This is a genomic window from Phenylobacterium sp. (assembly GCF_965284355.1).
Taxonomy (GTDB): domain Bacteria; phylum Pseudomonadota; class Alphaproteobacteria; order Caulobacterales; family Caulobacteraceae; genus Phenylobacterium.
The window spans coordinates 3,604,691-3,630,921 of sequence record NZ_OZ260078.1 but is presented as its reverse complement, the minus strand read 5'-3'; the positions used below and the strand labels follow the sequence as shown (position 1 = coordinate 3,630,921).

General features: G+C 70.8%; 30 protein-coding genes. 9 read left to right on the top strand and 21 right to left on the bottom strand.

Annotated elements, in window-relative coordinates:
- Both ACQ66R_RS17955 and ACQ66R_RS17950 read right to left on the bottom strand, forming a co-directional pair.
- Positions 1-165 (bottom strand): hypothetical protein, encoded by a 165-nt coding sequence (locus ACQ66R_RS17955; protein ID WP_430424096.1) that lies wholly within the window; start codon positions 163-165, stop codon positions 1-3.
- Between the two features lie 95 nt (positions 166-260).
- A complete protein-coding gene (locus tag ACQ66R_RS17950; RefSeq protein WP_430424094.1) occupies positions 261-923 on the bottom strand; it encodes a DsbA family protein in 663 nt (220 codons plus the stop codon).
- A gap of 120 nt (positions 924-1,043) precedes the next feature.
- Here ACQ66R_RS17950 and ACQ66R_RS17945 point away from each other — a divergent pair, with 120 nt between their 5' ends.
- Entirely contained in the window at positions 1,044-3,491 is a 2,448-nt protein-coding gene (locus ACQ66R_RS17945; protein ID WP_430424092.1) for an ATP-binding protein, read from the top strand.
- Complete coding sequence (locus tag ACQ66R_RS17940) at positions 3,478-3,894, top strand: response regulator (RefSeq protein ID WP_430424090.1); 417 nt, start codon at positions 3,478-3,480, stop codon at positions 3,892-3,894. Before ACQ66R_RS17945 ends, ACQ66R_RS17940 begins: the two co-directional genes overlap by 14 nt.
- Positions 3,895-3,902: 8 nt before the next feature.
- Here ACQ66R_RS17940 and ACQ66R_RS17935 read toward each other — a convergent pair whose 3' ends face one another.
- The 6 genes from ACQ66R_RS17935 to ACQ66R_RS17910 all read right to left on the bottom strand — a co-directional run bounded on the left by ACQ66R_RS17935 (position 3,903) and on the right by ACQ66R_RS17910 (position 7,860).
- Entirely contained in the window at positions 3,903-4,583 is a 681-nt protein-coding gene (locus ACQ66R_RS17935; protein ID WP_430424088.1) for a Crp/Fnr family transcriptional regulator, read from the bottom strand.
- A gap of 59 nt (positions 4,584-4,642) precedes the next feature.
- Entirely contained in the window at positions 4,643-5,410 is a 768-nt protein-coding gene (locus ACQ66R_RS17930) for a CPBP family glutamic-type intramembrane protease (RefSeq protein ID WP_430424087.1), read from the bottom strand.
- A 221-nt stretch (positions 5,411-5,631) separates the two neighbouring features.
- Positions 5,632-6,315 (bottom strand): glutathione S-transferase family protein, encoded by a 684-nt coding sequence (locus tag ACQ66R_RS17925; RefSeq protein ID WP_430424085.1) that lies wholly within the window; start codon positions 6,313-6,315, stop codon positions 5,632-5,634.
- Positions 6,316-6,338: 23 nt separating this feature from the next.
- The gene (locus tag ACQ66R_RS17920) at positions 6,339-6,503 is read right to left on the bottom strand and encodes a hypothetical protein (RefSeq protein ID WP_430424083.1); all 165 of its coding nucleotides are present in this window, start codon (positions 6,501-6,503) and stop codon (positions 6,339-6,341) included.
- Positions 6,503-6,853: a hypothetical protein gene (locus tag ACQ66R_RS17915; protein WP_430424081.1), complete on the bottom strand. Its 351-nt coding sequence runs from the start codon at positions 6,851-6,853 to the stop codon at positions 6,503-6,505. The genes ACQ66R_RS17920 and ACQ66R_RS17915 overlap by 1 nt, the downstream gene beginning before the upstream one ends.
- A gap of 110 nt (positions 6,854-6,963) precedes the next feature.
- Complete coding sequence (locus ACQ66R_RS17910) at positions 6,964-7,860, bottom strand: LysR family transcriptional regulator (RefSeq protein ID WP_430424079.1); 897 nt, start codon at positions 7,858-7,860, stop codon at positions 6,964-6,966.
- Positions 7,861-7,985: 125 nt separating this feature from the next.
- Here ACQ66R_RS17910 and ACQ66R_RS17905 point away from each other — a divergent pair, with 125 nt between their 5' ends.
- From ACQ66R_RS17905 to ACQ66R_RS17885, 5 genes are read left to right on the top strand one after another with little or no spacing between them, the layout of a single operon-like run.
- Positions 7,986-8,597 carry a glutathione S-transferase family protein gene (locus tag ACQ66R_RS17905; protein WP_430424077.1) on the top strand — a complete coding sequence of 204 codons (612 nt, stop codon included), beginning with the start codon at positions 7,986-7,988 and terminating at the stop codon, positions 8,595-8,597.
- A gap of 52 nt (positions 8,598-8,649) precedes the next feature.
- Positions 8,650-10,719 (top strand): pyridoxamine 5'-phosphate oxidase family protein, encoded by a 2,070-nt coding sequence (locus ACQ66R_RS17900; RefSeq protein ID WP_430424075.1) that lies wholly within the window; start codon positions 8,650-8,652, stop codon positions 10,717-10,719.
- 32 nt (positions 10,720-10,751) lie between these two features.
- Positions 10,752-11,216: a DUF1348 family protein gene (locus ACQ66R_RS17895; protein ID WP_430424073.1), complete on the top strand. Its 465-nt coding sequence runs from the start codon at positions 10,752-10,754 to the stop codon at positions 11,214-11,216.
- 54 nt (positions 11,217-11,270) lie between these two features.
- Positions 11,271-12,308 carry an NADPH:quinone oxidoreductase family protein gene (locus tag ACQ66R_RS17890; RefSeq protein WP_430424071.1) on the top strand — a complete coding sequence of 346 codons (1,038 nt, stop codon included), beginning with the start codon at positions 11,271-11,273 and terminating at the stop codon, positions 12,306-12,308.
- Position 12,309: 1 nt separating this feature from the next.
- The gene (locus tag ACQ66R_RS17885; RefSeq protein WP_430424069.1) at positions 12,310-12,969 is read left to right on the top strand and encodes a nitroreductase; all 660 of its coding nucleotides are present in this window, start codon (positions 12,310-12,312) and stop codon (positions 12,967-12,969) included.
- Positions 12,970-13,182: 213 nt separating this feature from the next.
- On the opposite strand, the gene ACQ66R_RS17880 is transcribed toward ACQ66R_RS17885, so the two are convergent.
- A complete protein-coding gene (locus ACQ66R_RS17880; protein ID WP_430424067.1) occupies positions 13,183-14,199 on the bottom strand; it encodes a hypothetical protein in 1,017 nt (338 codons plus the stop codon).
- 155 nt (positions 14,200-14,354) lie between these two features.
- On the opposite strand from ACQ66R_RS17880, the gene ACQ66R_RS17875 reads away from it, so the two are divergent.
- The gene (locus tag ACQ66R_RS17875) at positions 14,355-14,783 is read left to right on the top strand and encodes a hypothetical protein (RefSeq protein WP_430424065.1); all 429 of its coding nucleotides are present in this window, start codon (positions 14,355-14,357) and stop codon (positions 14,781-14,783) included.
- Positions 14,780-14,920, top strand: coding sequence for a hypothetical protein (locus ACQ66R_RS17870; RefSeq protein WP_430424063.1), 141 nt, complete (start codon positions 14,780-14,782; stop codon positions 14,918-14,920). The genes ACQ66R_RS17875 and ACQ66R_RS17870 overlap by 4 nt, the downstream gene beginning before the upstream one ends.
- A 202-nt stretch (positions 14,921-15,122) precedes the next feature.
- Here the strand turns inward: ACQ66R_RS17870 and ACQ66R_RS17865 are convergent, their stop codons facing one another.
- The 12 genes from ACQ66R_RS17865 to ACQ66R_RS17810 form a co-directional block, all read right to left on the bottom strand.
- Positions 15,123-16,448 (bottom strand): amidohydrolase family protein, encoded by a 1,326-nt coding sequence (locus ACQ66R_RS17865; RefSeq protein WP_430424061.1) that lies wholly within the window; start codon positions 16,446-16,448, stop codon positions 15,123-15,125.
- A gap of 2 nt (positions 16,449-16,450) precedes the next feature.
- Entirely contained in the window at positions 16,451-16,684 is a 234-nt protein-coding gene (locus tag ACQ66R_RS17860) for a hypothetical protein (protein ID WP_430424060.1), read from the bottom strand.
- A gap of 42 nt (positions 16,685-16,726) precedes the next feature.
- Positions 16,727-16,924, bottom strand: coding sequence for a hypothetical protein (locus tag ACQ66R_RS17855; protein WP_430424058.1), 198 nt, complete (start codon positions 16,922-16,924; stop codon positions 16,727-16,729).
- A 99-nt stretch (positions 16,925-17,023) separates the two neighbouring features.
- Positions 17,024-17,446: a hypothetical protein gene (locus tag ACQ66R_RS17850; protein ID WP_430424056.1), complete on the bottom strand. Its 423-nt coding sequence runs from the start codon at positions 17,444-17,446 to the stop codon at positions 17,024-17,026.
- Between the two features lie 246 nt (positions 17,447-17,692).
- Positions 17,693-18,172: a hypothetical protein gene (locus ACQ66R_RS17845; protein WP_430424054.1), complete on the bottom strand. Its 480-nt coding sequence runs from the start codon at positions 18,170-18,172 to the stop codon at positions 17,693-17,695.
- A 96-nt stretch (positions 18,173-18,268) separates the two neighbouring features.
- Positions 18,269-20,092 (bottom strand): alpha/beta fold hydrolase, encoded by a 1,824-nt coding sequence (locus tag ACQ66R_RS17840; RefSeq protein ID WP_430424052.1) that lies wholly within the window; start codon positions 20,090-20,092, stop codon positions 18,269-18,271.
- Positions 20,093-20,195: 103 nt separating this feature from the next.
- Entirely contained in the window at positions 20,196-21,554 is a 1,359-nt protein-coding gene (locus tag ACQ66R_RS17835; protein ID WP_430424051.1) for a hypothetical protein, read from the bottom strand.
- A 79-nt stretch (positions 21,555-21,633) separates the two neighbouring features.
- The gene (locus ACQ66R_RS17830) at positions 21,634-23,031 is read right to left on the bottom strand and encodes an ATP-binding protein (RefSeq protein ID WP_430424049.1); all 1,398 of its coding nucleotides are present in this window, start codon (positions 23,029-23,031) and stop codon (positions 21,634-21,636) included.
- 25 nt (positions 23,032-23,056) lie between these two features.
- Entirely contained in the window at positions 23,057-23,749 is a 693-nt protein-coding gene (locus ACQ66R_RS17825; RefSeq protein ID WP_293362965.1) for a response regulator transcription factor, read from the bottom strand.
- A 27-nt stretch (positions 23,750-23,776) separates the two neighbouring features.
- Complete coding sequence (locus tag ACQ66R_RS17820; protein WP_430424046.1) at positions 23,777-24,082, bottom strand: PepSY domain-containing protein; 306 nt, start codon at positions 24,080-24,082, stop codon at positions 23,777-23,779.
- 249 nt (positions 24,083-24,331) lie between these two features.
- Positions 24,332-25,297, bottom strand: a complete 966-nt coding sequence (locus tag ACQ66R_RS17815; protein WP_430424044.1) for a DnaJ C-terminal domain-containing protein — start codon at positions 25,295-25,297, stop codon at positions 24,332-24,334.
- 109 nt (positions 25,298-25,406) lie between these two features.
- Entirely contained in the window at positions 25,407-26,207 is an 801-nt protein-coding gene (locus tag ACQ66R_RS17810) for a glycosyltransferase family 25 protein (protein ID WP_430424042.1), read from the bottom strand.
- Between the last annotated feature and the right edge of the window lie 24 nt (positions 26,208-26,231).

Here is a 26,231-nt window from a genome sequence, read left to right as displayed (position 1 = left end):
CTATCGCTCGGCGGGCGTGGGCATGTTGCTGACCTTCGGCTTGGGCAGCGTCGGCCGGGTCGAGTCCGGATCGCGGGGCGGGATCGGCGTCTTGCAGGCCGCCAGCGACAGGCCCGCGAGGGACACGACCGCCACGGCGACGAGGAAGATCAGACGCGTGGACATGGCGGAACTCCTGGACGCTCGGCAACCGCAACGGCGGGGCGCCGGCGTAGTTCATCGTCAGCTTGACAGTGGGCCGCAGCGAAAGCCACTGCGCTCTAGGCGGCCGGCGGCGCGGGGGGGCCGGCCTTGCGGGCGCGTTCGACGACCTTGGCGAGGTTGCGCTCGTCGAGGCCGCCGGGCACCAGGAAGCGGCCGACCACGTAGCCGGGCGTGCCCTGGAGACCCAGGCCGAAGGCCTGCAGATTGTGGCGGACGATCTGTTCGTCGATCTGGCGGGCATGCCGGCGCGCAAGCTTGAGGTCGACGCCGGCATCGCGGGCGATGGCCTCGACGCGCTCGGCGGTGAGCGCGCCCTTGGCGGACATCAGCGCCTTGTGGACCTCGAGGTAGCGGCCCTGGCGGTGGGCGGCCAGCGCCGTGCGGGCGGCGATCTCGGAGCCGGGCCCCCGGATGGGCCAGTCCTTGAACACGACGCGGACGGTGGGGTCGGTCTCCAGGAGGCGCAGGAGCGCCCCGTCGGTCGCCTTGCAGACCCCGCACTGGTAGTCGGTGAAGACCACGATGGTGACCTCGGGCCGCTGGGCCCCGAAGGCGGGCGTGCCGGGGTCGCTCAGGGCGTCCTGGACCACGGGCGTCGCGGTGAGCTGCACGCCGTCGGGCGCGCGCAATTGCAGCGCCGCCGAGACGCCGAAGCCGGCGGCCAGCGCGGCGGCCAGGCTGAGGGCGGCGGTGGACGGGCGCTTGGCGAACAGCTTCATCCGCTGGAGGTGCCCATTTGGGCGGCGAGGCGCAAGGGGGCGGGATCGAACGCGATCGGCGTTAACCGCCCGTTTCACATGATGAGTCAGGCTCGCAGCCAAGTGGCTTGGAGGGAATAGGTGTTTGCAGAACCGGAACGCGCGCGGCTAGCGGCCCTGCATGACCTGGACGTCCTCGACACGCCGCCGGAAGCCATCTTCGATAGTCTGACCCGGCTGGCGGCGCTCACGTTCCAGACGCCGATCGCGCTCGTATCGCTGATCGACACCGACCGCCAATGGTTCAAATCCTGCGTGGGCCTGGACGTCCGCGAGACCTCCCGCGAGGTTGCCTTCTGCGACCATGCCATTCGCCACACGGACGTCATGGTGGTGGTCGACGCGACGCGCGACCCGCGTTTCGCCGACAATCCGCTGGTCACCGGCGACCTCGGGATCCGGTTTTACGCCGGCGCGCCGCTGGTCACCCCGAATGGCCACAAACTGGGCACGCTTTGCATCATCGACCTGCAGCCGCGGGCCTCCTTCGACGAGGTGCAACGCAACCAGCTGGCGGCGATGGCGAGCGCGGTCACGGATGCGCTGATGATGCGCCGCAGCATCGCGAATTACATGTCGCTCGAACGGGCGCAGGCCAATGATCGCGCCCTGTTGGCCCAGGCCGAAGAGATGGCCGGGGTCGGGCACTGGTCATGGGATGCGACGAGCGACACCACATTCTGGTCGCCCGTGGTCCATCGCATACACGGCAACGACCCACGGTCGCCGCCACCGGACCTTGCCGGCGTGCTCTCGCTGTACCATCCGGACGACGCCGAAGTGCTGGCCGGGCTTGTCCGACGGGCGGTGTCCCACGGAGAAGCTTACGCGCTCGATGCGCGGATCATCCGCCCCGATGGCGAAACCCGCCATGTGGCCGCGCGGGGAAGCTGCGTCTTCGACGAAACCGGCGCCGTGCGGTCGCTGGTCGGCACCTTCATCGACGTCACGGACCTGAAGCTCGCCGATGATCGGCTTCGCACCAACGAGGCGCGCCTGAACTTCCTGATGGAGCAGTCCGCCGACCTGGTCATGCGTATCGAGCCGGGACGGGGCCTCACCTGGGTGTCACCGAGTTGCCGTCAGTATGGGTATGAGCCGGAAGAACTCGTCGGCACATTCGCAGTCGACCTGGTGCATCCTGACGATGTGGCGAACCTCCAGGCTCTGCGCGCGGCGCGGTTCGCCGGGCTCCCGGACCCGCCGGGAAGCACGCGGGAACATCGAGTTCGCCACAAGGAGGGCCATTGGATCTGGGTGCAGGGGAACCCCACCGCGATCAGAGGCCCGGACGGCCAGGTCATAGAAATCGTCAACGTGCTCAGGGACGTGACCGCCGAACGCGAAACCGCACTGGCTCTGGAGGCGGCCCGTGACGCGGCCGAGGCGGCAGCGCAGGTCAAGACGGATTTCATGGCCAACATGAGCCACGAAATCCGCACCCCCCTGACGGCGGTCCTGGGTTACACGACGTTGCTTGCGGAACGGCCCGAGCTCGAGCTTCAGTCCCGGACGTATGTGTCTCGGCTGAAGACCGCCGGCCAGGCCTTGCTTGCGCTCGTCAACGACATTCTCGACTTCTCGAAGCTCGAGGCCGGCCAGGTCGTCCTCTCGCCTAAGGCCGTGGACGTCTCAAGTCTGCTCCGAGACGCCCTGCTGATGTTTGCGCCGCAGGCCGATGCAAAGGGTATCGAGCTCGACTTCGCAATCGCCGACGAGTTGCCCAGCGGCGTGCTTCTCGATCCCGACAAGCTGCGCCAGATCCTGCTGAACGTGATCGGCAATGCGGTGAAGTTCACCGACGAGGGCCATGTGCGTCTGACGGCCGGCTACGATGCCGCCGGCGAGACCGTGGACATCTGGGTCGAGGATACCGGCCCAGGCATGACTCCGGACCAGACGCGCAAGCTCTTCCAGAGATTCTCACAGGTGGACGGGTCATCGACCCGTCGACATGGTGGAACGGGACTGGGCCTGGCCATCAGCCAAGGCCTTGCGGAGGTCATGGGCGGAGGCATTTCGGTCTCGAGCGAACCGGAGCGAGGTTCGACGTTCCATGTCCGCATTCCGGCCGTCGCCGCGGAGGTCACCGACGGGCTCGACGTCGCCGACGTCGCAGGTCGCGCTGCGCTCGACGGGATCCGGGTGCTCGTCATTGACGACAATCCCGCCAATCGCGAACTCGCGCGCGCGATCCTGGAGCCATCCGGAGCCGAGATCAGCGCCGCTGCGTCAGCGAGCGAAGGCCTTGTCCTGGCGGCCCAGCTGCCGGTCGACGCCATCCTGCTGGACATGAGAATGCCGGAGATGAACGGGCCGGAAGTGCTCAACCGTCTGAGGGCTTCCGACGGTCCGAACCAGTCGGTTCCCGTGCTGGCGTTCACCGCAGGGTCCGAGTCGTTCCTGAAGCAGGACCTGGATGGCTTCGACGGGATGGTCGCCAAGCCCATGGTGCCGGCCGACGTCATCGCAGCGATCCACGCGGCCATCTTCGGTTGTTCAGGGGAGGCGTCACGTGCTGCAGCTTGACTCGCACCGGGCCCGTGTCCTGGTGGTCGATGACGACCCCATGGTGCTCGACCTCGTAACGACCCGGCTGTCACTGGCCGGGTGCACCACCTACAGCGCCCGGGACGGCCTGGCCGCGGTAGAGCGGCTGCGGGACATTCGGCCGACCGCCATGGTGCTGGATATCAACATGCCGGGCCTCGACGGCTTCGGCGTGCTGGAGCACATGAAGGCCACCGGCTTTATCAAGTCGACCGCCACCCTGGTCCTGACTGCGCGGAACCGGCCGGAGGACGTGAAGCTGGCTGTATCCCTCGGGGCCCGAGACTATCTGTCGAAGCCGTTCAAGGACGAGCAGCTGTTGATCCGGATGGCTCGTCTCCTGCGCCACCGGTCTCCAATGCCAGGCCCAAGCGCCGGGTAGAGCCGGGCTCACCCTCCGGCCACGCGGCGCAGGCCGGCGGGGTCGGTGATGGCGAGGCCGCCGTAGGCGCGGCGGATGAGGCCGTCGCGTTCGAGGGCGGCCAGGTGGAGGTTGGCGGTCTTGCGGGTGAGGCCGACCATCTCGCCCAGCGTCTCCTGGGTGATACGCAGGACAGACTGGGGCGAGGCGCCAGCGAGCTGGGCCAGGCGGCGCGCCAGCCGTTGGCGCGGCGGCAGCGCGGCGTGGTCGCCCAGCATCTCGAGCAGATTGCGGAGCTGGAGGTAAAGCAGCGCCGAGACCGCCTCCCACAGGCGCGGCTCGTCCTGGGCGATGCGGCTCAGCGCACGGTCCGAGACCTGGAGGATCAGGGCGTCCTCGGCGGCGATGGCGGTGACCAGCCGTGGGCCGCCGCCGAAGCGGGCGGTCTGGCCCAGGGCCGCGCCGGCGCCTGCCTGGCTGAACAGCACCTCGCGGTCGCCGGGCGCCTTGCAGTAGAGGCGGAGCGCCCCCTTCAGCACGACCAGCACGCCGGTCTCGTCGTCGCCCTCGCCGTGCGCCCACTGGCCGGCGGCGAGCGGCACGAAGCGGCCGTGCGCCAGGAACAGGTCGGCCAGCGCCGGGCCGCCCTGGGCCAGCCAAGCGGACCGGGCGAGAATGTCGGCGGCGAGCGCGCGATGGGCGGGCGTCATGCGCCAAATGTAACGGAGGTTACACTTGAGGCCAAGGCCGCGAAGCCCGCCAGGAGCGCCTACGAGGGGCTGGACCGACGCGCCTGCAGGGCGACGAGGGCCGCGAGCGCGAGCAGCGGGAAGACCAGCCCGCCCGGCGCCGGGAAGTAGCCCCAGGCGCCCGACTCGAAGCCGCCCACCCCGGCGGCCATGAGCCCGGCCAGGAGGATGTTGGGCGCCGCGTGTCCTGCTGCGGCGGCCAGCCAGGTGCCGGCCCTGCGGCGCAGGTCTGTGAGCAGGAAGCGGTAGACGACGCACGCGGCGATGAACGCCGCGATCATGCCGGGGGGCCCCTGCTCGAGATAGGGGAAGAGCCCGACGCCGAAGACCACCGGAACGAGGTGCCAGGCCGCCCACACCACGCCCAGGACCGCGACGCCCCAGCGGGGACAGAGCGCGCGATCGGCCAGGGCGAGGCCGCCGCCGGCCCACCCCAGCTCCTCGAGGACGCTGGTCAGGGTCGAGACGCCGACGACGGCCAGCAGGCTCGTGCCTGTGACGCCGGTCGGACTGAAGCGCGCGGCGCCCGCCAGGAAGGCCACGGCGAGGGCGCCGCCCGCGATGGCCAGCGTCACGCCCGCTGCGGCCGCAACCCAGCCCCAGCGCCGCGGGCCCTTCGCGCCGCCGACTCCCCAGTTCAGCAGGAGGCCCGCCACGGCCGGCGACAGGATCATCGCGAGCTTGCCCAGCTCGACGCGCTGAGGATCGCTCTGGGCCATCAGCACGGCGGGCAGCGCCAGGACGGCGACGATGAAGATCGCGAACCGGACCCGGACGAGAGGTGACATTCTGCGGCTCCGTCTGGAGCGCCGGGCGGCGCTCAGGCTGGGTTGATGTGGACCTGACGTCCGGGCCGAAGGGGCGATGGCTCTGGGGTCGCGCCCTCCCGCGACTTGGTCTTGTCCGCCCGATCGGGGCATTCCACCGGGCGCGCGAACGCCTCGACGGCCCAGCAGTACATGCACCGACGGACGCCGGCGCCAAGGTCCAAGGCGAAGTCGTGGCACATCTAGGTCGCGCCCGACGGTGTGACCGCGCTCGCGTTGGTCGGCGCCGGCAGGGGCGCGTCGCCGCCCTGCGATAGTCTCCTGATCGCGCGGGACGTGGCGGGACGCGCCTCGATGCGATCGACCCAGGCCGAGAGCGCAGGGAAGTCGCTCAACGCGAAGCCGCCGTAGCCCATCCGGCGCACCCAGCCGAAGTGGGCGATGTCGGCGACCGAATAGCTCTCGCCGTTCAGCCAGGCGCTGTCGCGAAGCCGCTGCTCCAGGAGCCCGAGCAGGCGCGCCGCCTCGCCCTGGAACCGTTTGGTCGCGTAGGGGTCGGGAGCGCGGAGGCCGCGGAAGTGCCCCGCATTGCCCAGCGCCGGCCCCAGGCCAGCCACCTGCAGGAACAGCCAGCTCAGCGTCTGGGCCCTCGCCTGCGGCGTCGCGCCCAGCAGCCCGCCGAAGGTCTCGGCGAGGTGGAGCAGGATCGCGCCGGACTCGAAGGCCGTGATCGGCGGGCCCCCGTCGCTGCTGTGGTCGCGGATGGCCGGAATCTTTCCGTTCGGATTGACCTGCGCGAACTCGGGCGAGCGCAGCTCCGGACTCCCGAGCTTCATCATGCGCACCACGTACGGCGCGCCGAGCTCCTCAAGGGCGATCGGGATCTTGATCCCGTTCGGGGTGTCGGCGGTGAACAGTTCGATCATCGGAGGACCTTTCGGGGAACGCGTCAGAGGACGCGCATCAGGGTTTCAAGGCCGACCTCGCCGGCGCGCTCGGCGCTGAACAAGGACGCGAGACGGTCGGGGCGCGGGCGCCGAGGGGCGATGTCGCCGAGATCGTTCCGGCGGCGCGGCGGTGTGGCGGCAGGCGGGCGGGTGAAGGCGCGGAACATCAGCGGGCGTCCCGCAGGATCCGGTCCGTCGCCTGGGCGATGCGGTCGAAGGCCGAGGCGGTGACGCCCAGGCGCGCCCCACGCTGCCGCTTGAGGTCGGTCTCGACCGGATCGCCCTGCTTCAGGGCGTAGGCCAGGAGAGACGAGGTACGCACCTCGAAGCTTCGCCCGGCGAGCGCGGCGTCGATCTCGGCGCCGCTGAGACCGGCGCGCTGCGCCTGGTTCATCAGCTGGGCCAGGGTCGCCGGGCCGGCGGTGTCGCCGAGCAGCGCGAGCCGCAGCTGCGCCTCGAGGCGCGTGCGAAACCAGGTTCGCGGGGTGGCGTCGCCGGCTGTGCGCGTCTCGCTCATGTCGTTCTCCAGACCCCCCAGATCGGGGCGGCCAGGAGTTACGACGCGACGCCGACGTAGATAATCGGCGTCCTGGACAATCCACTATTCCAAATAGTGGAACACTGCCATCAGTTCACGAACCGGTTGGCGCGCAGGCGGGCGGCGGCGAAGTCCACGAAGGCGCGCACTTTCGCTGAGGCGTTCCGCCCCTCGGGATGGACGATATGGATGGGAAGCGGCGCTTCCTCGAAATCGTCCAGGGTGGTCTGCAGGGCGCCGCTCAGCAGGTCGGGGCCGATCTGGTACGACAGCACGCGCGTGAGGCCCCACCCAGACCGGGCCGCGCTGATCGCGCCCTCGTTGGAATTGCAGAACAGGGCGGGCGTCACGTGCGTGACGATCCTGGAGTCCGGACCGAAGCGCCAGTCCAGGGACGTCCAGGCGCTGGTCGCCGCGATGATCCGGTGGCGGGTGAGGTCGGATGGATGGTCGGGGACGCCGTGCCGCTCGAAGTAGCCGGGCGCCCCGCACACGACGCGGCGCACCGAGCCGACCTTGATCGCGGTCTGGCTGGAATCCGGGAGGTGGCCGATCCGGATCGCCACATCGATGCCCTCGTCGACGAGGTTGGTCACGCGATCCAGGAACAGGAGCCGCCCGGTGACCTCGGGATGAGCGTCGAGGAAGTCGGTGACGATGGGCACGATGTAGATCTGGCCGAACAGCACCGAGGCGGTGATGGTGATCACGCCGGTCGGGCGCGCGTACGAGCCGGCGGCGGCGGCCTCGGCCTCCTCCATGGCGGCGAGAATTTGGCGGCAGTCCTCCACGTAGCGCTGGCCCACCTCGGTCAGCTTCACCAGCCGGGTGGTGCGGGTCAGGAGGCGCGCGCCGATCAAGTCCTCGAGGCCTGCGACCGCGCGCGTGACCGCCGGCGGGCTGAGGTTCAGCTGGCGTGCGGCCTCGGCGAACCCGCCGGTGTCGGCGATCCGCACCAGCACGCGCATCGCGTGGAAGCGATCCATCCCCGGCTCCGATTGTTATTCCATTTTCCGGAACGCTGACTTGATCACAGTGGCGGTTCTTACGCCAAGCGTTCTGTCGCATCTCTGGGGGGCCGGAACGCCGGCCAACCCCTGGAGCCCTTCCCATGAAACTCTACTTCCACCCGATCTCGGGCCACGCCCACCGGGCCCGCCTCTTCCTGTCGCTCATCGGAGCCGACGTGGAGATCGTCGATGTCGACCTGGCCAAGGGTCAGCACAAGTCGCCCGAGTACCTGGCCCTCAACCGCTTCGGCCAGGTTCCGCTGCTGGACGACGACGGCGTGATCGTGCCCGACTCCAACGCCATCATGATCTACGCCGCCAAGAAGTTCGGCCGGACCGACTGGCTGCCGGAAGACCCCGCCGCCGCCGCCGCGGTCCAGCGCTGGCTCTCGGTGGCCGCCGGCCAGATCGCCTTCGGCCCCGCCGCCGCCCGCCTGGTCACCATCTTCAACGCGGGGTTCAACCCCGAAGAGGTGATCGGCCGCGCCCATGCCGTCCTGAAGGTCATCGAAGCCGAACTCGCCGGCCGCCAATGGATCGCCGCCGACCGTCCGACGATCGCCGATGTGGCGCTCTACAGCTACATCGCCCGCGCTCCCGAGGGGAACGTCGACCTCTCGGACTATGCGAACGTCCGGGCTTGGCTCAGCCGCATCGAGGCGCTGCCCGGCTTCGTCGCGTTCGGCGCGACCCCGGTCGGTCTCGCCGCTTAAGTCGCGAGAGGGGCGCATTCCCCTCGCTTCCCCCGTTCCCGAGGAGTCCGGCATGTCTGGCGAACCCAACACCACGCCCTCGCCCTTCCATGAAGGCGAAGTGACCCTGCAGCGAACGGTGGGGGTGGCCGAGCGCCTCGAGCAGTTCGGGCGTCGGGTCATCCGCGACCACATGCCGGACCAGCATCGCGCGTTCTATCGGCAGCTGCCCTTCATCGTGCTGGGCGCTGTCGATGGGGCGGGCGACGCCTGGGCGACCCTGGTGGCGGGGTATCCCGGCTTCATGACCAGCCCCGACCCGCGCCGGCTGGAGTTCGCGACGCAGGCCGATCCCGCCGACCCCGCCACCGGAGGGCTGGGCGACGGCGCGGCGGTGGGCCTGCTGGGCATCGAGCTGCACACGCGCCGGCGCAATCGCATGAACGGCCATGTGCGGCGCGAGGGCGACGGCCGCTTCGGCGTCGAGGTCGAGCACGCGTTCGGCAACTGCCCGCAGTACATCCGCCTGCGCGACTTCGAGTTCGTCCGTGCGCCCGGCAGGCCGACGCCGGCGGATCTGACCACGACCACCGACCTGAGCGATCCGCGCGTCCGCGAGATGATCGAAGGGGCCGACACCTTCTTCGTGGCCTCGTACATCGAGGACGCCGCGGGTCGCCACGTCGATGCGTCGCACCGAGGCGGCAAGCCGGGGTTCGTGCGGATCAACGCCGACGGGTCGCTGACCATCCCCGACTTCGCCGGCAACCTGCACTTCAACACGCTGGGCAACTTCCTGCTGAACCCGCGGGCGGGCCTCGTCTTCCCGGACTTCCGGACGGGCGACCTTTTGCAGCTGACGGGCGACGCCGAAGTCGTGCTGGATTCGCCTGAGATCGCCGCGTTCCAGGGCGCGGAGCGGCTCTGGGTGTTCCGCCCACGCAAGGTGGTGCTGCGCAAGGCGGCGCTGCCGCTTCGGTTCGTGGCGCAGGCCGACGGCGACTCGCCCAACAACCGGATGACCGGCGACTGGGCCGAGGCAGCCGCCCGGCTGGAGGCCGAGGCGCTGAAGTCGCAGTGGCGGCCGTTCCGGGTGGCTCGCATCGTCGATGAGAGCCGCGTGATCCGCTCGATCCATCTGGAGCCGGCGGACGGCAAAGGCATCGTGGCGCACGCGGCGGGACAGCACCTGCCGATCCGCCTCCGCGCGGGCGGTCAGGACGCGCCCGTCATCCGCACCTACACGATCTCGACGGCGCCGTCGGACGGCCACTACCGCATCAGCGTCAAGCGCCAGGGCCTGGTTTCGACCCACCTGCACGACACCCTGAAGGTGGGCGATATCATCGAGGCGCGTGCGCCGGCCGGCCATTTCACGATCGACGCGCTGGAGCCCCGGCCGGCGGTGCTGCTGGCGGCGGGCGTGGGGATCACGCCGATCCTGGCGATGCTGCGGACGATCGTGTTCGAAGGCCTGCGCAAGCGGCGGGTGCGCCCGACCTATGTGTTCGTCGCCGCGCGCTCGCGGGCCGAGCGGGCGTTCGACGCCGAGATCGCCGAGCTGCAGGCGCGCGCGGAGGGCGCCGTGAAGGTGGTGCGCATCCTGGCGGACACGACCGACGCCCGGCCCGAGGACTACGACGTGCAGGGCCGGCTCGACATCGCGACGCTGCGCAGCGTCCTGCCGCTGGACGGCTACGACTTCTACCTGTGCGGGCCGCCGGCCTTCATGCAAGGGCTGTACGACCAGCTGCGCGACATCGGCACGCCGGACGCGCGGATTCACGCCGAGGCGTTCGGCCCCGCGTCGCTGAAGCGGAGCCTGAACGCGCCGGCCGCAGATCGCGGACCGCCGCCCGCGACGCAGCCCGTGCCCGTCGCCTTCGTCGCGTCGGGCAAGGAGGCCCGCTGGACGCCGGAGTCGGGCTCGCTGCTCGAGCTGGCCGAGGCGCGGGGTCTCACGCCCGAGTTCAGCTGCCGGGGCGGGAACTGCGGCACGTGCGCCGTCCGGGTGTTGAGCGGCGCCGTCGCCTACCCGAAGACGCCCGAGGCCCCGATCCCCGACGGCAGCGCGCTGATCTGCTGCGCCGTCCCGGCCGACCCGTCGGCGACGGGCGGCGAGCGCCTGCTGCTGGATCTCTAGCCGTCACAAACCTCAACGACCAGGAGCCCGACATGTCACGTCCGCCACTGCCCCCGTTCTCCCTCGAGACCGCCCGCGAGAAGGTGAGGCTGGCCGAAGACGGCTGGAACAGCCGCGATCCGGCCCGGGTGGCGCTCGCCTACACGGAAGACACCGTCTGGCGGAACCGGGTCGAGTTTCCGAAGGGCCGCGCCGAGGCTGAGGCGTTTCTCGCGCGCAAGTGGGCCAAGGAGCTGGACTACCGCCTGATCAAGGAGCTGTGGGCGTTCGCCGAGAACCGGATCGCGGTGCGCTACGCCTACGAATACCACGACGACAGCGGCAACTGGTTCCGCGCCTATGGCAACGAGAACTGGGAGTTCGCCGCCGACGGACTGATGCATCGCCGCTACGCCAGCATCAACGAGCATCCCATCGCCGAGGCGGACCGCAAGTTCCACTGGCCGCTCGGGCGCAGGCCCGATGACCATCCGGGGCTGAGCGACCTGGGGCTCTAGAAGGGGCCGCTTCCAGCTGTCGGCGAGGCCGCAATTCCTGGAAGGCGCCGTCGCGTGAGCGGGCCTAAGTTCGGGTCGCTGAAGGCGGGAGAGATGATGCGGAAAGTCGAGGCCCAGACGCTGGAGTCGATCGCCGACTACCGGCTGATCGAAGTCGCGGTCCCGACGCCGGGGCCCAAGGAGGTGGTGATCGAGGTCGCCGCCTGCGGCGTGGGCTATGTGGACGCGCTGGTCTCGCTGGGCCGCTATCAGGTGAAGCCGCCGCTGCCCCACACGCCCGGCCAGGAGGCCGGCGGCTGGATCGCAGCGGTGGGCGCCGAGGTCGAGGGGCTGACGGTGGGCGAGCGGGTGATGGCGACGGTGCGGGGCGGGTTCGCCGAGTTCGCGGTCGCCCCGGCGGCGTCGGTCGTGAAGCTGCCGGACGCGATGAGCTTCGGCCAGGCGGCGGGGTTCCGGATCAACCACCTGACGGCGCTGCACGGCCTGCGCGACCGGGCGGGCCTGAAAGCCGGCGAGCGCCTGCTGGTGCTGGGCGCGGCGGGCGGCGTGGGCATGGCGGCGGTGCAGGTGGGCAAGCGGCTGGGCGCCACGGTGATCGCGGCGGCGTCGAGCGACGAGAAGCGCGCGTTCGCGCTGGCGCACGGCGCGGACGTGGCCATCGACACCGCGCCCGAGGGCTGGCGCGAGCGGCTGAAGGACGCGGGCGGCGGGCGCGGCCCGGACGTGGTGTTCGATCCGGTTTGCGGGCCCCTGTTCGAGCCGGCGTTCCGGTCGCTGAACTGGGGCGGGCGGCATCTGGTGGTGGGTTTCGCGGGCGGGCCGATCCCGGCGCTGCCGGCCAACCTGACCCTGATGAAGGGCGCGGCGCTGGTGGGCGTGGACGTACGCCAGTTCCTGCTGTTCGAGGCCGAACGCGCCGCCGCGGAGCTCGACGAGCTGATCGGCTGGGTGGCGGAGGCGTCGCTCGCGCCGCCGGTCGGCCGATCGTTCGCGCTTGAGGACTTCGCCGCCGCGCTGGAGTTCGCCCTGTCGGGCCAGGGCGCGGGCAAAACGGTTTTGACGCTGGCCGATGCGGCAGGTGGGGGACGCTGACATGAAGGTTTCCGAGGCGGTCGAGCACCGCCGCTCCATCCGGGCGTTCCGGCCCGATCCGATCCCTGCGGCCACTGTGCGCGAACTGCTGGAGCGCGCCGGCCGGGCGCCCAGCGGGGGCAACCTGCAGCCGTGGCACGTGCATGCGGTGACGGGCGAGCGGCTGGCGGCGCTGCTGGCGCAGGTGCGGGCCAACGGGCCGGATGCTGCGCCCAGCTATGCGATCTATCCCGACAACCTGTGGGAGCCCTATCGGTCGCGGCGATTCAAGTGCGGCGAGGACCTCTATGCCTCGATCGGGATCCCGCGCGAGGACAAGGCCGGGCGCTTCCGGCAACTGGCGCGCAACACCGAGTTCTTCGGCGCGCCGGTGGGTGTGTTCTTCCTGATCGAACGCAACATGGGCCCGCCGCAGTGGTCGGACCTGGGGATGTACATCCAGACGCTGATGCTGCTGGCCATCGAGCAGGGGCTGGACACCTGCGCGCAGGAGTACTGGTCGGTGTTCTCCAGGACGGTCGAGGGGTTCCTGGAGGCGCCGCCGGAGCAGATGCTGTTCTGCGGCATGGCCCTGGGCTTCCGCGACCCCGACGCCCCGATCAACACCTGGCGCACCGACCGCGACCCGCTGGAAGCCTGGGGGCACCTGCACGGATTCTGACGCAGGTCAGCGCCGTAGGATTTGAACCACGAAATACACGAAATACACGAAAGGGACCTTAGGCCCCTGCCCGCGCAGCGGGCGATCGATCCACCGGATAGGAGGAACGCGGAAGCACGCGGACAAGAGGGCGGCGGACGCCGCTTCGCGGCCCAAGGAGGCGGCCCGCCCTTTCGTGTATTTCGTGGTTCGAGATGACGACGCCTGCGGCGCTTACGGGGCTGAGCCGGGCTGGGCTTCCTTGGCGCGGGCGCCGCCGAGGATGCCGGTCATGGCGTAGTTGCCCTCGTGGCAGGCGTATTCGTAGATGTCGCCGTCGAGGGCGGTGAGCGTCATCTCGGCCCGCCAGGGCTGGGTGTAGTGGACAGGATCCTCCACCTGGAACTCGTAGGCGATCTCCTTGGCCGAGGCGCGGGTGAGGCGCTCGGTGACCCGGGCCTTCTCGGACAGGAAGATCGGGCCGAAGCGGCCCTGGACCGGGTTCACGTTGATCGTCTCGATGACCAGCACGTCGCCCTCCCACCAGGCGGTGGCGTCGCCCATCCAGGGATGCAGCGCGGCGGGCCCGTGGGCGGCCTGGGCGGCGGCCTTGTCCTTCAGGATCGGGATGGTGCGCACGCCGAAGCCCATCTCGACGATGACCACGAAGGCGTCGGGGGTGAGCAGGAAGCGGTAGTTCGAGTTGTAGATGTTGTTGAGCATCCCTGGCCCGCCCGAGCCGCGCGAGCCGATCAGGCAGCGGTCGTTGGGGGCCAGCTCTTCGGGGCCGGTGGGGTCCATGCGGTTGGACATGGCGGCGGCCTCGCGGGCGCGGCGCCGCGCCAGATCGGTCATCGGCATGCGGCCGTCGGCGGGCTCGACGATCCATGAGGTGCGGTACTCGCCCTTGACCTTGGCGAAGCTGTCGCCGGCGTCGAGGAACACCGCACTGTGGGCGCTGCCGATGGCGCCGTCGGTGGGAGGCGGGGCGCCGGCATTGGGGTCGCTGGGCTTGGAGTCGGCGGCGGCCGCGGCCTTCAGGGGATCGGCGGCGGCGATCCGCTTGGCCTCGGCCTCGGTGAGCGTGGGACCCTTGAAAGCCGACGGGCGCTCCAGCTTGGTGAGCGAGACATTGGACCAGACGCCGGACAGGTCGGGTTTGCCGACCGCATTGCGCGGCGCAGGCTGAGCGAGGGCGACCGTCGCGAAGAGCGTCAGGGCGAGGCCCGTCGCGGCTGAGCGCGTCTGCATGTGATCCGGTCTCCCCCTGAACGGCCGCGAAGCTAGCAAACTCCACGGGCGATGCGACGGGAATCCTGGCTCCGCCCTTACGGAACGGCGCGGCGCCGCAGGAGAGGCAGTCCATGCCGCTCGCCAAGGCGCGCCATCCGGGCTAGGCGGTGGGCATGACCAGCAAGCCGCCGTTGCGCCGCCTGATCGACCTGCCCGGCGTCGCGGACCTGGAGCTGAAGGCGCTGATGAAGCGCGACTTCGCCGAGCCCGAGGCCCGCGCCGAGCATCCCGAGATCGACGCCTGCGCCACCGCGCTGTTCGGCCTGACCGCCGACGAGGCCGACGCGGTGGAGCGGCCCGCCGGGTGGGACAACATCGAGACCAAGCCGCCGGGCGCCCAGGTGTTCGCCTTCGAGGACGCCGGCTGGGACGTCACCGACGACAAGCGCCGGGCGCTGCGCGTGCTGGGCCATTTCTGCGGGCCGCTGTGGCTGGCGATCCGTGGCGTGGCGGGGACGCTCCCCTTCCAGGCCGAGAGCGACGAACCCGAAGCCTGGGTGAGCAAACTGGCCGCCGAGGCCTCGAGGTTCCGCAAGCGATGAGCCCTCCCCCCAAGCGCCCCGCCACCTACGCCCCGCCGACGCCGAAGGTGTCGCGGCAGAAGAAGGCCAAGGTGCTGACCGCCGCCGAGCGGGCCGCGTTCCTGGCCTCGCGACCGGACCTGAAGCCGAAGAGCTAGGATCTCCCTACCTATTGAGCGTCATGGCCGGGCCTGTCCCGGCCACCCAGATGCGCCGTCGCTAGCGGCGGGAGTCGCGGCCGCGCCGCCAGCGCGCCTTCGGCATCGCCTGCGTTTCTGGGTGGCCGGGACAAGCCCGGCCATGACGTTCAGGGGATGGGGCAAGTGGCTCCGTCCAGACCGGCGAGCAGCCTATGAGCCCCTACTCCGCCTCTTCCATCTCGGCCTTGGTCAGGGGCGTGAAGTCGGAACGGCGGTACTCGCGGCCGCGCTTGACCGTGAGCTCCAGGGTCTTGAGGTTCTCAAGGTCGGCGGTGGGGTCCTTGGCCAGCACGATCAGGTTGGCCAGCTTGCCGGCCTGGATCGTGCCCACCTCATCCTCGGCGCCGGCCGCGCGGGCGCCGTTGAGGGTGGCGGCCTTGATCACTTCGTTCAGCGGCAGGCCGGCCTTGGCCAGCGCCGCCATCTCCTTGTGCAGGGTGGGCCAGGGGTCGTCGTAGGGGGCGACCCAGTCGGTGCCGGCGCTGATCGTGACGCCGGCCTTGTAAGCCTGGCGGGCCAGCGCCTCGGACATGGCGCCCGAGCACAGACCGGGACGACCGCCCGGACGGGCCTGCTGGTAGATGCTGGTGGTGGCGTCCAGCACGATGCCGGCCGCCTTCATCTTCTGGAGCAGCGCCTCGACCGCCGGGTTGTCGGCGGCCAGGAACGGCTTGTCGTCCATTGGCGTGCGCGACTGGTACGAGCCCGGCGTGCCGGCCACGGCGTGGCCCAGGCTGCAGGCGTGGCTCATGGCGTCGGGGCGGGCGGCGACCACCTCGGCCGGCGTGGCGGGGTAGACGGCGGTGTGCGCCCACACCTGCAGGCCCTGGCGATGGGCCTCGGCTGTGATCTTCGCCACGAGGTCGCCGGGCAGGTTCGCATAGATCTTGATCGCCGCCGCCGACGTGCCGCGGGCGAGGGTCACGGCCTCCCGCAGGTCGGTCCCGGCGTCGATGGCCTGCATCCAGGGCGTCTTTCCGGGCGTGTAGCCGTAGCTGACCGCGATGGTGCGCGGGTCGGCGAAGAAGCTGGGGCCCGCCATCAGAGCGGCATAGCGGATGTCGGGGGCGGCGATCTCGCCCTTGCGGCTGGCGCGGGCCAGTTCGGCGACGGCGCGCAGGTCGTCGGCCATGTCGCGCACCAGGGTGACGCCGCCGTAGACATCACGGCGCAGGCCGGCCTCGGCGCGGATGCGGTTGGGCGGGGTGGCCAGGTGTTCGTGGCTGTCGATCAGGCCGGGCGCCATGACCTTGCCGGTCAGGTCCACCACGCGGGCGCCGGCGGGGGCGACGAGCTGGGCGTCAGGACGGACGGCTGTGATTCTTTCGCCCTCGACCAGCACCGACATGCCGGGCCGGCCCGGCGCGCCCGTGCCGTCGATGAGCGTGGCGTTGCGATAGAGGACGGGCGGGGTCTTCGCCGGGGTCTGGGCGGCGGCCGGCAGGGCGAACGCGAGCGCGGCGAGCGCCAGGAAGGTCCGCAACACGGTCAGGGCGGCGGCGAGGCGTCGTCGGTGGCGTCGCGGCTGGCCCAGAACGAGCCGCGGCAGTCGCTTTCCGGGATGCGCTGAAACTCCGCCGCGATGCGCCAGCAGGCGGCTTCCTCGCGCTGCTCGGTCCAGGCCCAGGCCAGGGTCACGCACATGATGGCCAGCACGACGCTGACGGCGGCCATGATGCGCACCGCCGCGACACGCCGATCCTTGGCTGGGACACTCGACATGAGGTCGCTTTGGCCGAACCCGCGATCAAGAGCAAGCTTGGATCAGGCGTCGGCGCCCAACCGCTGCACGGCGCCGACGCGCCGCTCACCCTGCCAGACGACGACCTCGACCGCGCTGTCGTGTTCGCGCAGCACCTGATTGGCGCGTTCGAGCGCGTCGTCGTCGCTGTATTGTTCGAAGGTCTCGAACGCCGTGGACGATCCGTCCTTGCGGCAGGGGTAGAACGAGAAGAGGGGCATCGGGGGTCACCCTTCCTACGGCAGCTCCACTATACACGCCGCGCCAGAAGGTTGTGTTCGATATCCGACAATTCTCCCCTTGCGGGAGAAATTAACGCTTCACTGTGACGCCGGGCCGTGACGCTGGAGGGCCGCGCTGAGCCGCGCCATGGCGCCCTTGAGCTGGACGCGCAGTTCGTTGGCGGTCAGCAGCACCAGGGCCGAGACACCCCAGAACATCATGAGCGCCAGCTCGGCGCCGTGTTGATTGACCCCGCCAGGGCTGAGGAACAGCCGGAACCCCACCACGCCGCCGCCCAGCATCACCAGCGCCCCGCACAGCGGACCGCGCAGCAGCCCCGCGGCGAGAACCGCGGCGATGTAGAGCATGAAGGGCGAAAGCACGCCCAGGTGGGGCGACAGCGCGGCGCGCAGCAGCGTGGTGGCGGCGACCAGAGCCGCGGCGATCGCAAGGCTGATCGCAAGCCCGCCGACCTTCACGGCCAGCGGCCTTTTACCCGGAGAATTTGAGGCGACCGCCATGATGCAGCTTTGGCGAAGGGGTGGCGCGAAGGCAACCGGGTTCGCCGTGAACGCGAATGCGGCCCGATTCCTGTGCGGGAAGACCCGGCGCCGAGGCGCCGGGGCCGGGGATGCGGCCACCCGTGAAAAGCCGTCCTGCAGAGGATCGCATGGGGGCGTCGCCCCGCCGGCCGGCCTGCGCGGAATCACGGGTGGCCCTCCCGGAGCGCAGATCGGGAGATTTGCGCTCCAAGCCTGGAAGGCGGATCAGAATCCCGTGGGCGCGGCCGCGGCGGGTTCGGCCGCGGCCGCGGGCGCTGCGGCGGTGGGCGCGGCGTCACAGCCCTTGCCCGTGTAGAGGCCCACCATGACCGCCTTGCGGGTGGTCGCGACCTGGATCTCGCTCTCGGCCTGGGCGCGCACCTGGGCGGCGCGCTGCTTGGCCATGCCGGCGGCCTGGTTGGCGAACATGCCCACGCCGGGCACCCGCGCCAGCATGCCGGAGCGCGCCAGCCCTTCGACGGCGACGGTCGAGGCCAGGCTGGCGCCCTGCGCCGACCCGTCGGCCTTGCCCACCTTGGCGTTGGCGGCGGCGACCAGCTGGTCCATGCGGCCGGACTCGGCGGCGATCGCCGCGCAGTCCATGGTCGCGTCCGTGGCGTAGCTGACCTGCAGTCCCTGGGCCGACGCGGCCGAGCCCGAGAGAAGCGCGGCAAGCGCCGCGGCGGTGGTGATGATCTTGCGCATGTATGCCCCCATGAAGCGCTGTTGGGGACAAGCTAAGTCGCGGAATTCGCGGCGCCCTCCCCCGAATGGGGGTGTCACTTCAGGCCCGACCGGACTCTAGCCGAACAGCCCGGCGAGCAGGGTCGGGTGGGTGAACTGAGGCAGGACGCCGGCGCCGGGAAGCTCGACGATCCTGAGGTCGCGCACGCCGATCCAGGCGGGGTCGACGTGGCCCGTCAGGCCGGTGGACTGGGCCACGATCCAGCCGGTGTGCCGGGTCGACGCCGGGGCCGGCCGCCAGTCGTTGGCGTAGACGGCGTGCTCGGCGGCGAAGCCGTAGACCGACCGGGCGCACATGGCCTGGATGTCGCGGATCAGGAACTGACGGACCGCAGGATCCTCGAGGGCTCGCAGGTCGGTGTCCGCTTCCAGGGCCTTGAAGAGGATGCGCTCCAGAAGCCGTGTCGTGGCCTGGCGGCGCAGGAACTCGGCGAAGGTCACGACGAGATCGGGATTGCGCAGCAGGTGGCGCTGGACCGAGGCCACGAAGGTGGTCCGCTGGTCCTCCAGGTACATGGGCGGATGCGGGTTCATCAGCACCATGCGATCGAGAAGGTCGGGGTAGGCGTGAGCGAATGCCAGGGCGGTCGGCGTGCCGGTGTCGCGGGCCAGCACGTGGATCTTGCGCAGGCGCAGGCGCTCGATCACCGCGGCCATGTCGGCCGCCGCGGTGGCGGGATAGTCGCCGCCCGTCGGGTCGGTCAGCCCGAAACCCGGACGCTGGACGACGATCGGGCGCAGGCCGGCGGCGATCATGGCCTGGCGGACGCCATCGGGCAGCCGGCGGCCGGCCGCGGCCCCGTGAAACACCAGCACCGGCTGCGCGTCGTAGGGGCCATAGTCGATCAGGGCGATGCGGCGCGCGCCGTCGAGCGAGGAGATGACGCGCAGACGTCCGCCGCCCTCCTGCTCGCCGAACACCGACTCCGAGGCCGAGGCGACGGCCACCAGCTCGCGGGCCTCGCCCAGCAGGCGGGCGAAGTCCTTGGCGCCCTTGGCCCCGGTCTTGTTCAGAACCGCCTTCATGTGGGTCTTGACGGTCTCGGGGCTGAGCCCGAGGGCCTGGGCGGTCTCCGGGGCGGTCAGGCCGCGGGCGATCTGGGCGCCGACCCGGGCCTCGGCGGGGGTGAGGCCGAAGGCCGTCTCCGACAGCGCCTCGTCGTCTTCGCCGTTCGCCTGGGCCACGCACATGACGCCGATCAGGCGGCCGATCAGCTCGGGCGTGCGGCGAACGCCGGCCTTGGCGTTGATGCGGCGCAGCGCGTCGCGGGCGGTCTCGCGACCCACCCCGGCGTCGGCGGCCGCCACCTCGAGATTGGGCGCGAACATCAGCGCCTCGGCCAGCCGGGCTTCCAGGGCCGTGAGGTCCAACACCCGGGCTGCGCGACGGGCCAGTTCGGACGAGCGGGACGGCGCGCCGACCACGACCACCAGCCGATCGGGCCCGGCGGCCAGGGCGGCCTTGGCCTCGGGGTCGAGGGGCCAGCGGGCGGCCGCCTCGGCGTCGCCGATCCAGGCGGTGAAGGCCGCGGCGGCCACGCCCTCCACCAGGCTCACGACGGGACCTTCCCGGCGCGCGCGTTTCAGAAGGGGACGCAGGTCTGCGACGTCCGGGAACAGCTCGCGATAGGCGGCGTCGGCGAAGCAGACCTGGCCGGCGACCGTCAGGACGGCGGTGGCCAGCGCGCGGCGGTCGGAGATGGCGCCCGCGATCGGCGGCAGCGCGCTGGAGGCGGCGTCGAAGTCCTCGCGGGCGTGGCCCGTGTCGGCGAGCACCGCGTCCTCCACCTGGGACCACGAGTCGAGCAGGAGCTCGACGGGCGCGCTCTTGGACGCGCTCGCACGGAGCAGCTCGGACAATCGTAGGGACGGCGCGCGCATAGAACGTTGTGAATAGCCCTGGACCAGGCCCTCGTTGCAAGGGTCGTGGAACATGTTCGCTGCAATCGCCGGGCCAGGGGCTCGGCGGCCGCCGGGGCCTGACTCAGCCGGCGAGCGACTGAGGATCGGGGGCCAGGGCGACGTGGGCGCGGCGGCGGGTGATTTCGGCCGCCTTTTCCCCGCGTATCAGATGGTTGTAGGCGGCCGCGGTCTCGAGGAAGGCCGCCGCGATCGCGCGATCCTCGACCTCGTCGGCGCGCACGAGGTCCACGGCGGATTCGACGTAGTGGTCGATGTACTCGCCCAGCTTCTCGATCAGCTTGTTGCGGGCGCTCGAAAAGCCGCCGTAGTTCGCAATGGACCGCAGATCCTGCGCAAAGGTCAGCAGCGTCGTGATGCTGACGACCAGCCGTTGGTTCGGCATCTCCGAGAGCAGCGGGATCTGGTGGCGGACGCGCTGGTTGCGCGGCGCGAACATCGGCAGCGACTCGATGGCGAGGCGTTCGGCTTCCTTCAGCCGGCCCTCGATGACGCCGGCGAGGCCCGCGCGCTGCTTGACGACCCGCTGGCCCCACCCCTGATCGCGCGGCAGCTCGACCGAGGCTTCCATCTCCAGGATCTGCTGGACGGCCAGTTCGGCGCGCTGCGCGCCCACGCTGCCGACCTGGGGCCCGTCGTCCAGACTCATGCCGGCGATCGCGGCGATCGAGGCGTCGATCTCGTCCATCAGGGCCTCGGCGAAGCTCGAGACCTCGGAGTCCTTCATGTAGCGTTCGTTGGGCTTGTCCATCACCGCAGAGATGATGCGCATGATCATCCACGGGTGGGCCATCTGGGCGGCCAGCATGTGGAAGAAGCGCGGGCCGGCGTCGTCGGAGATCTCGACCGCGTCCTTGTAGGCCAGGCGTGCGCCCGCAGCGGTCTCGCCGCCGGGATGGGCGATCCATTCGGCCAGGCGTCCGGTCGCCCGCCGCACCACAGCGGAAATCTCCAGGCAGGCCATCAGCTGCGCGGCCGCGCCGCCACGGAAGTCGTCAGCCGCCGCGGAGGCAGACACGAAATCGGGATGAGAGCCCTGGCGCAGCCCGGCCAGGGCGGCGGCGACCAACCGGTCCTGGGCGTCGATGCGCTTGCGCGGGTCGGCGTAGGCGTCGGCCCGCAGTTCCTCGACGTCGTCGGGGACCACGGCCTTCAAGGCCCGCCAGATGAAGGAGAGCGAGCGCGCGGGGAACGTCAGACCGTGGGCGTCACCGCCGACGCACAAGGGGGCGATGGGCTGAAAGACGATGTTGCGGAGATTGCGGTCGGCCACCTCGGTCTCGACCACGGCCTTGACCGCGCCCAACGCGCTTTCGGGCGGCGTGGCGGACAGCGCCTGTTGCAGGCTCCCGACCACGCGGTCTGGAGCGCTCTCGACCAGGCGTCGCACGATCTCGATCTTGCGCTCCGGAAGCGCCGTCATTCTTGCTCGGGTCCCGGCCGAACGCCGTTAGCCCTCAGCATGGGAGCGTAGGGTTAAAGCTTTCCCAAGATTGAGGTTTTCAGTCCGCGGCGCGCGGCAGGCGCACGATCACGGCCAGGCCGCCCAGGCTGGCCCCGCCCAGCTCCAGTGAGCCCCGGTAGGCCCGCGACAGCTCGTCGATGATCGAGAGCCCGAGGCCGGAACCCGGCGCGCTCTCGTCCAGACGGGCCCCCCGCTGCACCACCTCCTCGCGCTGGTCGGGGGTGAGACCGGGGCCGTCGTCCTCGACGGTGAGGCGCAGGGTCTCGGGGCCGTCGGCGACCGCGCGCACCCGCACCTTGCGCCGCCCGAACTTGCCGGCGTTCTCCATGGCGTTGCCGGCGATCTCCATGAAGTCCTGACGCTCGCCTAAGAACCAGAGGTCGTCGGGGGCGTCCCAGTCGATGGTGACGCCTTTGTCGCGGAAGATGCGCTCCAGCGTGCGGGCCAGCTCGTCCAGCACCTCGGCCACCGACGTGCGCTCGCCCTGCCCCTGGCTGCGGGCGGCGGCGCGGGCGCGGCGCAGGTGGTGATCGACCTGCTGGCGCATGACGTCGGCCTGGCGGGTGACCACGTCGGCCAGAGGGCCCGGGCGCTGGGCCGCCTCGGTGATCATCACCGAGATCGGGGTCTTCAAGGCATGCGCCAGGTTGCCGACGTGGGTGCGCTGGCGCTCGACGGTCTCCTGGTTGTGGGCGACGAGGGCGTTGAGTTCGTCGGTGAGCGGCCGTAGTTCCGAGGGATAGGCGCCCTGCAGGCGCTCGGTCTTACCCCGCCGCACCTCGGCCACTTCGGTGCGCAGGCGGAACAGAGGGCGCAGCCCCACGCGCACCTGGACGATCACGGCCACGATCAGGCCCAGGCCCAGCAGGCCGAACGCGACGGCGGTGGCGGTGACGAAGCCCAGCACCTCGCGGTCGACGGGGCGGCTGTCCTCTGCGGCGAGGAACACCAACGGCTGCTTCAGGCCGTAGAAGGTGGTCCAGCGGGCCAGCACCCGGACCCTTTCGCCCGGCTGGGGGCCGGGGGCGTCATAGGCGATCGGCTTGCCCGGATCGGCCTGCAGCCGCTGGGCCAGGTCGGGCGGGATGTACAGTTCCGACTGGTAGAGGGAGCGCGAGGTGAGCTCCTCGACCGCCCGCATCTTGCCGTCGGGCGTGACCTCGGCGATCTCCCAATAGCGGCCGGAGAGCGCGCGCAGGGCCCGCAGATCGGTCAGCGCCGGAGCCACCACCTCGCCCTGTTCGATGGTGGTGCCGGCGATCAGGTTGTCGATCAGGTCCGACAGGTTGGCGTCGAAGCGGCGCAGCGCCGCCTGCTGGAACAGCAGCGCCAGCACGACCGCGGCGATCGCCAGGGCGGCGACGATCCCGCCCGAGGCCAGGATCACCAGCCGCCGGGCGAGCGAAGGTCGCGTCAGGCCCTCAAGCAGGCTCATGGCGGGCCGGCTCCCCCCGCGGGCGTCACGTCTTGGCGGCCTCCGCGTCGACCTCGTCGGCCGGGCAGATCAGGCGGTAGCCCAGGCCGCGGACGGTCTCGATGCGGTCGGAGCCGATCTTCTTGCGCACGCGGCCGATGAACACCTCGATGGTGTTGGAGTCGCGGTCGAAATCCTGGTCGTACAGGTGCTCGACCAGCTCGGTGCGGCTGATCACCCGGCCCTGGTGCATCATCAGGTAATGCAGCAGGCGATACTCCAGCGAGGTGAGCCGCAGCGGCTCGCCGTTGACGCTGGCGCGGGCCGCGCGCGGATCAAGGCGCAGGCCGCCGCAGGCCAGGTTCGGGCTGGCGTGGCCGGCGGTGCGGCGCAGCAGGGCGCGCAGGCGAGCCAGCAGTTCCTCGGTGTGGAACGGCTTGGTCAGGTAGTCGTCGGCGCCGGCGTCGAAGCCCGCGACCTTTTCGCTCCACGCGCCGCGGGCGGTGAGGATCAGCACGGGCGAAGCCATATTCTCGCGCCGCCAGCGCTCCAGCACCGACACCCCGTCCACCTTGGGCAGGCCCAGGTCGAGGATGATGGCGTCGTAGGGTTCGGTCTCGCCCAGGAACTGGGCTTCCTCGCCGTCGGGGGCGTGGTCGACCGCATAGCCGGCGTCGCCCAACGCCAGCTTCAGCTGACGCGACAGGTCCGGATCGTCTTCAACAAGCAGGATGCGCACCTAAGCGTCCCTTCTCTCTTCTGGGGTTCAGCCGCCTTGGCGGCCGATGACCTGACCGCTCTCTGCGTCCACAACGAACACGACCACCCGACCGTTCTCCATCTGCCACTGAACGAAGTAGGCGGGCCGACCGCCGTAGTCGCCGGTTGTGGTGTTCAGATGGCGGCCGGGATAGCGCGCCGCGAGATTGCGCAGCACCTGCGACAGCGGCGCCTGGGCGCCGCGGCCACGATCCTCGCCAAAGCCCAGCACCGGACGACCGGATTGCGCATCGGCCACGGAGGGACCGGCTGCGACCAGCGCCAGGACGGCAAGGACGAAGAGGCGTTTCATGGAGACCTTGAGTACGGGGGCCGGACTGAACCCCGGCTGAACACGGATATTAGGTCACGTTGGTTAGGCCAACAGCTACGCTGGCCATATCGCCCCTAAATTGGAACGTCATGGCCGGGCTTGTCCCGGCCACCCAGAAGCGCCGTCGTCCGACTGATGACCCGCGGCGTCGATGCCGCGCGTCTTGCTGCGAGCGCCTCGTATCTGAGTGGCCGGGACAAGCCCGGCCATGACGTTCCTGAGAAGGGGTTACCGCCGCTTGGGCGTGTAGGGGCGTTTCGCGCGGGCCTCTTCGGCGAAGGCGTCGAGGGCGGGGTCGGAGCCTTCGGGCAGGACGACGACCAGGCGGGCGAAGAGGTCGCCGCGATGGCCCTTGGCGTCCGAGAGGCCGCGGCCCTTCAGGCGCAGGCGCGTGCCGGTGTTGGCCCCCTTGGGCACGGCGACATTGACCGGGCCGTCGGGCGTGGGCGCCTCGACCTTGCCGCCCAGCACCGCGTCGTAGAAGGCGATAGGCAGGTCCATCACCAGCGCGCCGTCTTCCCGCCGATAGAGCGGGTGCGGCTTGATCGCAATCTCGATGAACGCGTCGCCGGCGCCCGAGCGGCCGGGCGCGCCCTGCCCTTTCAGGCGCAGGCTCTGGCCGTCCTGGGCGCCCTTGGGGATGGTGACGTCGATGGTGCGGCCGTCCGAGAAGGCGATCCGCTGCTTGCCGCCGCGGATGGCGTCGACGAGGTCGATCTCGAGCTTGGCCCGGGTGCCGGCACCACGCCGGGAAAAGCCGCCAAAGCCGCCGCCGGCCCCGCCGGCGCGCCCCTGCCGCCCGCCGCCGAACATCTCGCCCAGGATATCGCCCAGATCGGCGCCCTCGAAGGTCTCGGTGCGGAAGCCGCCGCCCGGCCGCCCGCCGGCGCGACCGCCGAACCCGCCGCCCGGGCCGCCGCCCGCGCCCCAGGGGCCGCCCGCGCCGAAACCGCCCCCCATGGAGGTCTCGCGGCCATCGGCGTCGATCTCGCCGCGGTCATATTTCTTGCGCTTCTCGGCGTCGCCCACGATGTCGAAGGCCGCCGAGACCTTCTTGAAGCGCTCCTCGGCCGCCTTGTTGCCGGGATTGGTGTCCGGGTGGTTTTCCTTGGCGAGCTTGCGGAACGCCTTGCGGACCTCATCCGCGGTGGCGGTGCGGGATACGCCCAGTTCCTGGTAGGGATCGCGCGCCAAGCTCGTCAGACTCCTCGAAAGACCATGTCGATGATGTGAGTACTAGATTGGCGGTCAGGTTGCGTCATGCAACCTCGCCTGTGGCGAAAATATCACACACGATGCGCACCTAGGCCATCCTGGACGAGACCAGCGCACCCAGCACGCCGCCGACCACTGTCGCCGCCGGATCACCGTGCGCCGCCTCGAGCGCGGCGACGTCGCGGCGCGAGGCCTCCAGGTCACGGTCGACGAACATCAGCCGACGGAAGGCGTTGATCGCCGCATCCCGGAACTGGAGCTGCGAGGGCTGGATGGTCGAGGCGTCGGCGTCGGCGCCGGGCGCGGTCAGGAACGGGAAACAGGCGCGGCCCTGCAGCACGCCGCCGTGGATCAGGTCGCGCAGCGCCACGTCGTAGGCGCGGTCGAACGGCAGACTGTCGAGCGCCTCCAGCACGCGGCGCTTGGAGCCGCCCCGGACCACGTAGGCGGCGGCGCCCACGAACGGCAGCGTCGCCAGGTCTTGCAGGCGGAAGTTGCCGGCGCGCGCCAGCTGGGGCCAGTCGCGGGCGTAGGCCACCATCGACGAGATCTCGGTCAGGATGACGTCGCTATAGAGCAGGTCCCACTCGGAGTCGGCGGTCGCCAGGGCGCCCAGGATCGGGAAGGTGCGGGGCGAGAAGCGGACATCGTCCTCGACGATCACCACCGGCTCGTCGTCGCCCCGCGCAGCCTCGATGGCGCGCCGGTGGCTGAGCCAGCAGGCCTTTTCCGTCGCCGTGATCGACCCCGGCACGCCGGCGGCTGCGTCCGGGCCGGACGCGGCGATGCGCACCAGCTCCCAGCCGGCCGGGTTCACCGCCCGGAACGCCGCTTCCAGGTTCGCGCGACGGCCCGTCGCCGCGTCGAGGTTGATGTAGTGGCACTTCATGGGGCCGGGCTTAGCACGCTGCGC